This window comes from Bacillus cereus group sp. MYBK220-1 (assembly GCF_051916445.1).
Lineage (GTDB): Bacteria > Bacillota > Bacilli > Bacillales > Bacillaceae_G > Bacillus_A > Bacillus_A cereus.
Window position 1 is genome coordinate 375,131 of the sequence record NZ_JBQAGQ010000003.1, and the last position, 11,678, is coordinate 386,808.

An 11,678-nucleotide genomic window follows, 5' to 3' on the forward strand; every position below is an offset into this window, starting at 1 on the left:
GCTTATGCAAGCCTGTTTTTTGTTTCTTTCACATATGTGTTTAAAAATTGATCGACGGCTGCTTCGTACTCTTCTTTATTTTCGTTATAAGAGCAAGCGTGTGCACCGTGTTCTGCAATATAAAGCTGCTTATTATTTTCTTTCGCTTCATATAACGCTTTTGTCATATCAGCTAAAATATAGTCGTCATCTTTACTATGAATAAAGAGAACGGGATTGTTAATGTTTTTTATACAGTCGATTGGTGAAACTTCACGAATTGTATAACCGTCACGAACTTTTAAAAATGCGTTTGCTAAAGGTAATAAAGGCCATTTTGGTAGATGGAATTCAACCTTTAAACGGTGCTGTAATTGTCCGTGAAAATCAGAGAAAGGACAATCTGCAATATAGAAATCAGCACCATCTTCTACAAGTCCTGCGTATTGAAGAAGTGTTGCAGCTCCCATAGATTCACCATGAATACCAAGTGTAATATTGGTGCCAAAACGGTTTTTTAGCCAGTCAACTACGGATTTTAAATCATGTTTTTCATAGTATCCATAGCTTGTTGTTTTTCCGCCAGTTTTACCATGACGACGATGATCGTAAATGAGGACGTTATATCCCCTTTTTAAGAATAAGTTTGCATATTTTACAGAGTTTATTTTATTTACAGTTACACCGTGGCAAAAAACCATAAACTTATTGGTGGAATGGCCAGCAGGAATGTAATATCCGTGAAGGTCGTATCCGAATTGTGAAGGGATATGAATTTCTTCTTTATGAAGAGCATCAAAATCCTCTATACGAAAATGTTTTTTCGTTTCTCTTTCGAGTACTTCTTCCTCTGTTTTTTTCTTTAAGTACATCACTTTATTTGTAAAGAAAATCCCAAGGGCAGTTATTGCACCTAGTATAGTAAACAATGCTGCAAAAAAACGTTTCATACTTTACCTCATCCTCCAAATACCGTTACATGTGATACACTTATATTGTATCACAATGATATAAAAGGGGAGAAATAGGAAATGCTGCATATACAAAAAATTACGCCAGCGATGAAAGAAACAATCCGAATGTTCATGTGTGAGAACTGGGGAAGTTCATTGATGGTTTCACGTGGTAAGGGACATCAGTTAGAAGAGTTGCCAGGATTTGTTGCGCTCTCAGATGACAGAATAATCGGAATTATAACGTATGAAGTGACCGGAAATATATGCGAAATTGTATCGCTAGATAGCTTTGAAGAAAGAAAAGGAATAGGGACGAAACTTGTGGATTGTGTATTACAAGTTGCAGAAGAAGAACGGTGCAGACAGGTTTGGCTTATTACAACAAATGATAATATGAATGCGTTACGATTTTACCAAAAGCGCAATTTTGTAATGACTAATTTATATGTGAATGCGGTAGAGGAGGCACGAAAAATAAAGAAAGAAATTCCACGTATGGGATATGATAATATCCCAATTTTACATGAAATTCAGTTGGAGTATCGTTTAGTGAAATGATGTAACAATTTTCAGAAATGTGAGTTATTAATCTTGACGGATAGTGTAATTTAGGTTACCGTAAAATTGTAATCTATTACCATATTAAGGGGTGACGATGTGGCAACTATACGTGATGTTGCAAAATTGGCAGGTGTTTCAGTCGCAACCGTTTCACGAGTTATTAATGAAAAAGGATACGTTCATGAGGACACAGTAAAACAAGTAAAGGAAGCAATTGAAGAATTACGTTATAGGCCAAACAGTGCAGCGAAGCCACTATTTAAAGAGAATTCAACGATAATTGCATTACTTGTAGATAATTTATGTAACCAATCAAACATCACTTTGCTACATTGTATTGAGGAAATAGCATATAAAGAAGGCTATCAAATCATTATTTGTAATATAGAGAATAAAGATAGATACATACATATGCTGAAGCAAAATAACATTGCAGGTGTTATTTTGACGAGAGCAGTTTTTAAAAGTGTAGGAGAAATTCCATTTCCGTTTGTTGTGATCGATGAGCAACAATCACATGGAAATTATTATGAAAGTGGACAGAGAGCTGTTTCTTTATTAAAAGAGAAAGGGTGTCATTTTCTTGCATATTTCGGTGAGGGAGAAGAAAGTGAAGAAATGGAAGATCATATAGCAGGGTTTTTAGACGCTGTTTGGGATGAAGGAATCTCTTATCGAGAAGAATGTGTACAAGGGTATACAAATAAACAATTTATTACATTATTGCAAAACAATCCGTATATAGATGGAATTGTAGCCTCAAGTGATCAGATTGCTATTGAGTTAATTCGGTCAGCGAGATTTCTAAATATACATATACCAGATAAATTAAAAATTGTTGGACCGAATGGGAGTATAGAGTGTGAATGGATAGGTTCATCACTACCGACAATTGAAAGCTATGTCAAAGATAACGGAAAAGTAGCTTTTCAACAATTAAAAGGAAAAATAAAAAAGTAAAAGGTGCGTTTTATACGCACCTTTTTATAATGTAATTGCGGCAATAAAGCCAAATATAAGTAACGGTATATTGTAATGTAGAAAAGTGGGTACACATGTATCCCATATATGATGGTGCTGACCATCAGCATTTAAACCGGATGTTGGTCCAAGGGTACTATCCGATGCTGGAGATCCTGCGTCACCTAGTGCTCCGGCTGTACCGATAATTGCAATTGTGGCCATTGGACTAAATCCAAGCTGAATGCAAAGAGGTACAAAAATGGTTGTTAAGATAGGGATGGTTGAAAAGGATGAACCAATTCCCATCGTAACGAGAAGTCCAATAACGAGCATAAGAAATGCAGCGAGTGGTTTGTTATTTCCAATTATATGTGCACTCGTTTGCACCAGAGATTCAACATGTCCTGTTTTTCGAAGAACAGCGCCGAATCCAGCGGCAGCAATCATAACAAAGCCAATAAAGGACATCATACGCATTCCGCTTGTTAATATCGCATCTGCTTCTTTAAGTGGTAGACTGCCACTAACTGATAAGACGATAATACCTGCTAAAGCACCGAAAATCATTGATTCTGTTGTTAATTGAACAGTTAATGTAGCAATGATAGATAATAACCCGAAAGTAATGCTACGTTTTGTATAGGGAACGATTTCATTTTCGGTAGTATGAATTTGTTCTGTTTCATACGTACGAGGTTTTCGGTACGTAATGAATACCGCTACACATAATCCAATAATCATACCAATTGCTGGAATAGTCATTGCTTTTGGAATAAGTGTGACATCAAATGTAAGGCCGCTTTGCGCAGCGTTGGTTTGTAATACGTCATGATAAATTTTTCCGAATCCTGCAGGGATCCACATATAAGGAGTAATCAATCCAAATGTAATAATACATGTGACAAGTCTGCGATCCACTTTCAGCTCATTTAATACTTTTAAAAGTGCTGGAATTAAGATGGGGATGAAAGCAATGTGAACAGGAATCACATTTTGTGAGAAACAAGCCATCGTTAAAATAATGAATAAAATAAGTATTTTAGAATAAACTTGTTTTTTCGTGTCTTGTTCATGGCCAATCCATTTTAATGCAGTTTGAATCATAGCATCTGGAAGTCCTGTTTTGGAAAGGGAAATAGCGAAACCACCAAGCATTGCATAACTTAAAGCGATTGGAGCACTGTTTCCAAGACCAGTTGTAAAAGTGTTAATCGTTTCTGAAATACCGAGTCCGCCGATAAGTCCGCCTGTTAAAGCTCCAACAATGATGGCGACAATGACCTGGACACGTAACAAACTAAGCAATAGCATAATTGCTACTGCGACGAGTACAGCGTTCATAATAAATGTAATCTCCCTAAATTTTTATTCTGTTAAGACAAGTAAATATGAAACATTTTGCTATGTTTATACATGCTTGCGACATATTATTATAAAATGTTTTCTATGAAATGTAAAAGAGCCTTTTGTTACTAATGCTGAAAAGCTAGCTCTTGTTTAATTGATTGTAAAGAATTAGCGAATAATTCTGGTTCTTCTAAATCAGGAGAATGTGCTGAATTTGGGAACCAAATCATCTTTTTTATAGGCGCTTCAATAATATCGCAATATTCCTGAACGAGTGCATAAGGAGTTTGATAATCATAGCGACCAGAACAAAAATAAACTGGAATAGATAAACTTGAAATAGAAGAAAAGAAATCGATTGTCAGCATTTCTTCCCATAAAACACCAGATTTTAAATTTCCTGCGAGAAACTTGAACCAATCTAATAGCGTATATTCAGGAGAAAAGAAACCTTTTCGTATGAAAGAAAAGGAAGATCCGTTTTGGATTGCGCCTCCAAATGTGCCAAGCCACTTTCTTTGAATAATGAGACGTCTCGTATCTAAAAATGGTGGTTTGCCTAATTTTAAAAGGGAAGCTAATGCTTTTTTATGATCATGTTTTTTTGCAGAATGAATTAAATGTTGATATAGCAATTCTTCATTTTGTTTCATATGTACAATTTGCCCAATACCGATGTAAGCCTCGATATACTTTGGATATTGATGTGCTATGTTAAGCCCAATAATACTTCCCCAAGAATGACCAGCGAGAAATAGTTTTTGTTTGTTGAACTTTTTAAGTACATATTGAATCACTTCTTTTGCATCGGAAACGAATTGTTCGATTGTGAAATTTGCTCCGAAATCTTTCATTGAAAAGGATTTACCAGCCCCGCGCTGATCCCAATTAATAACAATAAATTGCTTCTCTAATTCTTTTTGAAAATGGCGAATAAATCCGATTTGTGCCATCCCAGGTCCGCCGTGACAGCATAATAAAATAGGTTGCTCTACGTTTTGTCCACGCATAAGGAGAGTTTGTTTTCGATTATTAATCATAACGCTTTCTATCGTAGCGATACTATTAGGAATGAGTTGTTTGTTTTCGTTATAGAACTGAGGGGTGTAGCTACGAAAAAGCATATTGAAAACCTCCTTTTGTGAAATCGTATGAATCGCACAGGCTATTCATTTTGCATATACTGTTAGAAAATCATTGTAACATACCATACTAGTGTCATTTCAACACGGGAGGAGGGAAATTGTGACGATTGGAGAAATTATAGATGGTTTAAATAGACGTGAATCCATCGCTATTATAGCAAAACGTCTTGAAATAAGCCCGTATACATTATCGAAGAAATTAAGATTGATTGGATACGAATATGATGGAGAGCAGAAGAAACGTATTTTTGTAGGAGATGGAGAAGAACCACGTCACTTACAACTCCAAGAAGCGACCGCCCTTCAATATGAGAAAACAGATTATCAATTATTAATTTATGAGCAATTACAAAGCATTTATGAGTTATTAAGAAAAAGAGAAGAAGTAATTGCACCAATTGTGAGTAAAAGTACAGAGAAAAAGAGACGGACCTTTTCTATTAATACAGAAATATTAGCAAGATTGGACCTTATATCAGAATCGAAAGGAATTCAAAAATCTAAACTTGTAGAAGAGGCGTTGCAACAATTTTTACAGCAATATGAAGTTGACAAAACATCACATTTTGATAACTAAAGAAAAGGATACTGTGTTCATTAGAAGAACGAGTATCCTTTTTATGATGTATATTACGTATAAAATAGAGGATCAGTACAAATCCTTTATGCGTGAAAAATGAAATTTATTATTAGAGAAACACTTAATTTACTTTTTGAATTCTTCCATCAATAACTGGCTGAATTGGTTCTTTTAATTGTTTTACGTAATTGACTAACGCTTCAAAGTCGTTTGGCCCAGTTTCTGCATTTTTACCATTTTTAAATGATACGAATCCATCACCGCCAGAAGCTAAGAAGGCATTTGCAACTACGCTATACGTTGTAGATGGAGATAATTCTTCTCCGTTTGTTAAACGTATATTTGTAACTTTTTCACCGTTTGGTTTATTTGCATCCCACGTATATTGAATACCTGAAATTTGAAGCATTCTTGTTGTTCCCTTTTGCCATTGCTGATTTAAAATATCGCGAATGTCTTGACCTGTTAAATTTACTTTAATCAATTGATTTCCAAAAGGTTGAATGCCGTATAACTCACCCCACGTAATATCACCAGCATCTAAGTCATTACGAATGCCACCAGGATTCATGAGGGAGATTTGAGTTTGCATCGTTTGACGCTGAGCATCGGCAACTAAATTTCCAAGAGTGGACTCACCAGCATCATTTTGTTTACGGTCGATAGGTGCTGTAGATTTTCCGACCACTTCATTTACAAGTGGTGCGATTTTTTCTTTATATTGATCTAGTTTTTTCTTTACTTGTTTATCAGGTTCTACACCTTCATGATACGTTGTAACAACTTCAGCTTTTTTCTTTACAATATCCTTTGTTTTACGATCAATTGTTACATCGACGTCTGAGAAAGCCATTCCGTATGAATTTGCTTGGACAATTAGTTTATTATTTACTGTACCATTTACATACGTATGACTATGTCCACCGAAGATAACATCAACTTCTGGGTCTGTTTCATTTGCAATTCGAGTAAGGTCGCCATTTGTTACCCCAGACTCATCGGTTGTTCCACCGACATGAGCAAGAACGACGATAGATTTAACGCCGAGGCGTTTTAATTGTTGTGTTGATTTATTAATTGCTTCTACTTCATCAGTAATTTGTACATTGTTAAGCATCGTAGGCATAACAACATTTGGTGTATCAGTTGTAACAACCCCAATGAATCCTACAGGAACACCATCTACCATTTTTACAGTAAATGGTGGTAAAAATAAGCGGCCAGTTGATTTGTTATAGAAATTAGCAGCTACATAGGGGAAGTTAGCCCCTTTGAAATTTCCTGTTTTTTCATGATATCCACCGTAAATGAGGCGTTTCATTTCATCAATGCCTTCATCAAATTCATGGTTCCCGATTGTACCGACATCAAATTTTAAGTCATTTAAAAATTCAATCGTCGGTTCATCTTGTAATAATGCTGAAACTGGTGGACTAGCTCCGACGATATCACCAGCATGTAAGAGAAGTGTATTAGGGTTTTGTTTTTTATGTTCTTTTAAATAAGTAGCTAAGTAATCAGCGCCACCAGCTTCTTTATTATTGATTTTTTTAACAGTATCTAGTTGTCCATGGAGATCATTAATACCAAGCATTTGTACGTCTATGTAGCGGTTTTGTTCAGCTGGATTCTGAGATGGGGGAGCGGCAAATACGCTTGAAAAAGTAATGGTGCTTAAAACAGCAACGGCAGGAATAATTTTTTTCCACATAATATAATTCTCCTTTTTTATAATCTGACATCATACGACATAATTTTAATAGATTCATAGGATTATAGCTACATAAAAATTTAGTCTTTTCGAAAAATTAACATATTTACAAAAAGTGAATAATAGAGTAAAGACCCTTTTTTATTGTCGATTTCATTGTGTATCTACTATAATGGAGAAAAAAGTAAAAGGTGAGTAGCATGAAGAAAAAGAAACAAAGACAAATGCAAAGACAATCACAAGTGAATCAACCAAAGAAAGAAACACTTACATTAGGCGATCAATTAAATGATTCACTCATGCAACAATTAAAGAGTAAGAAGAAAGAGTTGCAAGTGAGGGAAGAGGAAAAAGAGGCAGCTGAACTGGAAAGAAAGCGCCAAGAACAAAAAGAACGTGAAAAGAATAAATCATTTGAAGAACTGCTAAGTGAAAGTAACCTTACTTGGAAAGACTTTAAATAATAAAAAAATGATCAGTGAAATACCACTGATCATTTTTTGACGAGCTTGTAAGAAAAGGGGAGTTAGAATGAGAAAAATTGTCGTTGTTCCACATGAAAACCATTGGAGTGAAAAATTTCAAATGGAGGCTAAAAGATTAAAATCAGCGATGCCAGAAACGGTAAAAATTCATCATATTGGAAGTACGTCAGTTCCCGGACTGGCAGCTAAACCTATTATTGATATGATCATGGAAGTAGAAAATATCGAAAGAGTAGATGGGTGGAATGAACGATTTATAGAGCTTGGTTACATCGTAAAAGGGGAAAATGGTATTTCAAGACGCCGATATTTTATTCATGGAACTGAAGAAAAACGCTCGTATCATTTACACGTGTTTGAAAAAGGAAATCCAGAGATAGTAAGGCATTTAGCATTTCGTGATTATATGATGGCTCATTGTGAAGAAGCAGAGGCATATGCAACCTTAAAGAAAGAATTAGCCGAAAAGTATACATATGATGGCGCGTTATATACGGAAGGAAAAAATGAGTTTGTGCGCAATGTGGATGAAAAAGCGAAAGAATGGAGAAAAAATAACGTGAATGAATGAGTTCACGCTATTTTTTAGCTATATAAAAGTGTTATGTAAACTGTACGTATGTTTTGACTTTTGGGATGAATCTTGTTGAAATAAAATTGTGGCTTATAAAAAATGTAACAATGAAAGGGAGACGACTGTGCATATTCCAACAACTACACTTCATAATGGCGTGAAAATGCCGATGATTGGTCTAGGCGTATATAAAGCGAAAGAAGGAGACGAAGTAAAGCAAGCAGTAAAAACAGCGTTAGAAGTTGGATACCGTTCGATTGATACAGCAACTGTATATGAAAATGAAAGCGGTGTCGGAGAGGCGATACGTGAATCAGGAATTCCAAGAGAAGATATATTTATTACAACAAAAGTATGGAACGACGATCAAGGATATGAGGAGACACTCGAGGCGTTTGAAAAGAGTTTGAAAAAATTACAAATGGACTATGTAGATTTATATTTAATACATTGGCCGGTAAGAGGGAAGTATGTTGATACGTACCGAGCTTTAGAGAAATTGTATGAAGAAGGTAAAGTGCGTGCGATTGGTGTTTCTAATTTTCATAAACATCATTTAGAACTATTATTACCAAATTGCAAAGTGAAGCCGATGGTAAACCAAGTGGAACTTCATCCGATGTTGACGCAATTTGAGTTGCGAAATTATTGTCAAGATGAGCAAATTCAAATGGAAGCATGGAGTCCGTTAATGAGGGGCGGAGAAGTATTCCAGCATCCAATCATTCAGGCTATTGCTAACAAATATGAAAAAACACCTGCACAAGTTATATTAAGGTGGGATATTCAAAGCGGGATTGTTACAATTCCTAAATCTGTTACACCATCTCGTATTAAAGAAAACTTTACTATTTTTGATTTTGCACTAACTGAAGAAGAGATACGTCAAATTAACACGTTGAATCGTGATTTACATGTAGGAACGAATCCTGATAAATATGATACGTTATAAAAAAGACTGTCTCCTAATACTGGAGACAGTCTTCTGTTTTATCGGTAATTCGATATTTTTAACGATGCAAAGCATATGTGTCATATTTAACAATCTTTTGAAGTTGTATATATTCTTCTTTCGTTAAAGGTAACTGTTGACTAGCTCGTATATTTTCCTGTAATTGTTGAAGAGAGCTTGCACCAGGTATAATAGCTGCAACAGTCTTATTATGTAAGCAATATTGAATAGCTGTTCCTGTTAAAGAGCGTTCTCCAATTATTTCTTTTACACTTGCTAGAGTTGCATGTAATTCATCGTAAGAATAAGAGAGATAATCCTTTTCCTTTACTCTTTCTATCTTTCTTGCATTATTGTCAGTTAAAATTCCTTTTGCAAGTGGCCCGCGGGCAATGACGCTAATTTGGTGTTCATTTAGAAGGGGGAACCATTCTTCTGGACGACGATTTAAAAGGTTATATTCCATTAGTACACTAACGATGTTTGAGCGTTTTGCATATTCACGAACGACATTTGGGCGTATAGAAGAAATACCGTAATGGCGAATAATACCTTCCTTTTTCAATTCTTCAAAAGCTTCAATTGTTTCATCTATTGGATCTTCAATTGTTCCGCCATGAAGTTGGTAAAGGTCAATATAATCAGTTTGAAGTCTACGTAAACTTTCCTTTACTTCAGTCTTTATGTAAGCTTTAGAAGGATCCCAAGACCAGCCATTTTTTTCTTCTGTCCAACGATTTCCAACCTTCGTTGTAAGTACAATTTGGTCTCTTCTTCCCTTCAAGGCTTTTCCAACAAATTCTTCATTTAATCCGTAATCATATAAATCTGCTGTATCAAAAAAATTAATTCCTAAATCGATCGCTTCATCGATAATATGCATAGCTTCTGTTTCAGATGTACCGAGAGACATACAGCCAAGGCCCATTTCTGTAACAAACAAATCTGAGTTTCCTAATTGACGTTTTTTCATAGGTCAACCTCCTTACCTTTATTGTACGAGAGGGAAAAGAGGTTGACAAACGTTTACTTTCCGCTTCGCATTAACTGCCCGTAAAAGCATGATTAATGTTTCACTTTATTTGCTGTAATCCACTCTTGTACAGTTGTATACTCTTTGCTATATTGCTTTAGCTTATGGCGAATTTGCCATGCTTTTCCGACTAAAGTGACGCGATTTGGTAAAATATAAACTTTCATTTCTATCACGCTCCTTTCAATGTGGTAAAATGTATGAGGAAAGAATAGGAAATAGAACAGGGAGATGAAGTAGTATGAGTAATCTTGCAGAGAGAACAGTAAAAACTGAGCCAATTTTTGATGGTAGAGTTATAAAAGTTCGTGTTGATGATGTAGTATTACCAAATGGAGCAATGAGTAAACGTGAAATTGTAAATCACCCTGGTGCAGTTGCTATTATTGCTATTACTGATGAGGGGAAAATTGTGCTTGTTGAGCAGTATCGTAAAGCACTTGAAAAGGCGATTATAGAAATTCCGGCTGGCAAGTTAGAACCTGGTGAAAAACCTGAGGTAACAGCAGTTCGTGAATTAGAAGAGGAAACAGGATATGTATGTGAAAATATGGAGCTCATTACTTCTTTCTATACATCTCCAGGATTCGCAGATGAAATTTTATATGTATATAAAGCGACAGGTTTGACAAGAAAAGAAAATAAAGCTGAGTTAGATGAAGATGAGTTTGTGGAATTAATGGAAGTATCGTTAGAAGAAGCGATTACTCTTATGAAAGATCTTCGTATTCATGATGCGAAGACGATGTTTGCAGTACAATATTTACAACTACAAAAATAAACACTCGCCAAAGGCGAGTGTTTTTTAATTGATTTTTGCATATACACGTGCATCACGTAAGCTACCATCTGGTGCTAGGAAATCATTTTCCATTGTCCCTTCTAGAATGAATTCTAGACGTTCTGCTAAGCTACATGCATTTATATTTGTTGCATCAGTACGAATTTCAATTCTTCTAGCGCCTAGTTTATCAAAGGCGAACTGAATTGCACCTTTAACAGCTTCGGTCATATAGCCTTGTTTTGTATAGGCACTATGTAGCCAGAAGTGAAGTGAAAACTTTGGAATATCCCAGTTTTCAGGCTTTAGTGTAATTGCTCCGATGAATGTACCAGATACTTTATCGTATAAGTGAAAATCAAGTGTTTCACGAAGTAAAAACAGTCCGTGAGCTTCGCGAACAATTTCTTCAGCACTCTCTTCTGTTTCAGCGTTAATTGGTATCCACGGTACTAAGTCTTCTAGAGAAGCTTGGATTGCTTCATATACTTCTGCACCATCACCTGGAAATGGTTTACGAACTTGCAAGCGTTCAGTTTGAAATAATGTTGGAAAATCTAATAATAATGGTTTCAAGAGAAATCCCTCCTATTCTCTACTTTTTAGTTTAG

The 11,678-nt window shown here is 35.5% G+C and carries 14 protein-coding genes; 7 read left to right on the plus strand and 7 right to left on the minus strand.

The genetic code is table 11. The features are described 5' to 3' along the window. Window positions 1–2 precede the first annotated feature (2 nt). Complete coding sequence (locus ACTFRU_RS15685) at window positions 3–929, minus strand: alpha/beta hydrolase (RefSeq protein WP_000819234.1); 927 nt, start codon at window positions 927–929, stop codon at window positions 3–5. 81 nt (window positions 930–1,010) lie between these two features. Here ACTFRU_RS15685 and ACTFRU_RS15690 point away from each other — a divergent pair, with 81 nt between their 5' ends. Continuing rightward, window positions 1,011–1,493 (plus strand): GNAT family N-acetyltransferase, encoded by a 483-nt coding sequence (locus tag ACTFRU_RS15690; protein WP_000902435.1) that lies wholly within the window; start codon window positions 1,011–1,013, stop codon window positions 1,491–1,493. Between the two features lie 99 nt (window positions 1,494–1,592). Next, a complete protein-coding gene (locus ACTFRU_RS15695) occupies window positions 1,593–2,456 on the plus strand; it encodes a LacI family DNA-binding transcriptional regulator (protein ID WP_000201346.1) in 864 nt (287 codons plus the stop codon). A gap of 24 nt (window positions 2,457–2,480) precedes the next feature. Here ACTFRU_RS15695 and ACTFRU_RS15700 read toward each other — a convergent pair whose 3' ends face one another. Beyond that, on the minus strand, window positions 2,481–3,800 hold the full coding sequence (locus tag ACTFRU_RS15700) for a Na+/H+ antiporter family protein (protein WP_025709122.1): 1,320 nt from the start codon (window positions 3,798–3,800) through the stop codon (window positions 2,481–2,483). 131 nt (window positions 3,801–3,931) lie between these two features. Beyond that, window positions 3,932–4,930, minus strand: coding sequence for an alpha/beta fold hydrolase (locus ACTFRU_RS15705; RefSeq protein WP_000898970.1), 999 nt, complete (start codon window positions 4,928–4,930; stop codon window positions 3,932–3,934). Between the two features lie 121 nt (window positions 4,931–5,051). Here ACTFRU_RS15705 and ACTFRU_RS15710 point away from each other — a divergent pair, with 121 nt between their 5' ends. Continuing rightward, window positions 5,052–5,528, plus strand: coding sequence for a ribbon-helix-helix domain-containing protein (locus ACTFRU_RS15710; protein WP_000151931.1), 477 nt, complete (start codon window positions 5,052–5,054; stop codon window positions 5,526–5,528). Window positions 5,529–5,652: 124 nt separating this feature from the next. Here the strand turns inward: ACTFRU_RS15710 and ACTFRU_RS15715 are convergent, their stop codons facing one another. Further along, window positions 5,653–7,242, minus strand: coding sequence for a bifunctional metallophosphatase/5'-nucleotidase (locus ACTFRU_RS15715; protein WP_025709121.1), 1,590 nt, complete (start codon window positions 7,240–7,242; stop codon window positions 5,653–5,655). A gap of 200 nt (window positions 7,243–7,442) precedes the next feature. On the opposite strand from ACTFRU_RS15715, the gene ACTFRU_RS15720 reads away from it, so the two are divergent. The 3 genes from ACTFRU_RS15720 to ACTFRU_RS15730 all read left to right on the plus strand — a co-directional run bounded on the left by ACTFRU_RS15720 (window position 7,443) and on the right by ACTFRU_RS15730 (window position 9,253). Then, complete coding sequence (locus tag ACTFRU_RS15720) at window positions 7,443–7,706, plus strand: YqkE family protein (RefSeq protein WP_000727561.1); 264 nt, start codon at window positions 7,443–7,445, stop codon at window positions 7,704–7,706. A 67-nt stretch (window positions 7,707–7,773) separates the two neighbouring features. Further along, window positions 7,774–8,298, plus strand: coding sequence for a GrpB family protein (locus ACTFRU_RS15725; protein ID WP_001227186.1), 525 nt, complete (start codon window positions 7,774–7,776; stop codon window positions 8,296–8,298). Between the two features lie 127 nt (window positions 8,299–8,425). Then, window positions 8,426–9,253 (plus strand): aldo/keto reductase, encoded by an 828-nt coding sequence (locus ACTFRU_RS15730; RefSeq protein WP_000547992.1) that lies wholly within the window; start codon window positions 8,426–8,428, stop codon window positions 9,251–9,253. Window positions 9,254–9,311: 58 nt separating this feature from the next. Here ACTFRU_RS15730 and ACTFRU_RS15735 read toward each other — a convergent pair whose 3' ends face one another. Further along, window positions 9,312–10,226: an aldo/keto reductase gene (locus tag ACTFRU_RS15735; protein ID WP_044307304.1), complete on the minus strand. Its 915-nt coding sequence runs from the start codon at window positions 10,224–10,226 to the stop codon at window positions 9,312–9,314. 92 nt (window positions 10,227–10,318) lie between these two features. Beyond that, on the minus strand, window positions 10,319–10,453 hold the full coding sequence (gene mciZ, locus ACTFRU_RS15740) for a Z-ring formation inhibitor MciZ (protein WP_000870302.1): 135 nt from the start codon (window positions 10,451–10,453) through the stop codon (window positions 10,319–10,321). 74 nt (window positions 10,454–10,527) lie between these two features. On the opposite strand from mciZ, the gene ACTFRU_RS15745 reads away from it, so the two are divergent. Then, window positions 10,528–11,067 carry an NUDIX hydrolase gene (locus ACTFRU_RS15745; RefSeq protein ID WP_000067042.1) on the plus strand — a complete coding sequence of 180 codons (540 nt, stop codon included), beginning with the start codon at window positions 10,528–10,530 and terminating at the stop codon, window positions 11,065–11,067. 24 nt (window positions 11,068–11,091) lie between these two features. Here ACTFRU_RS15745 and ACTFRU_RS15750 read toward each other — a convergent pair whose 3' ends face one another. Then, window positions 11,092–11,643: a GNAT family N-acetyltransferase gene (locus ACTFRU_RS15750; protein ID WP_025709116.1), complete on the minus strand. Its 552-nt coding sequence runs from the start codon at window positions 11,641–11,643 to the stop codon at window positions 11,092–11,094. Between the last annotated feature and the right edge of the window lie 35 nt (window positions 11,644–11,678).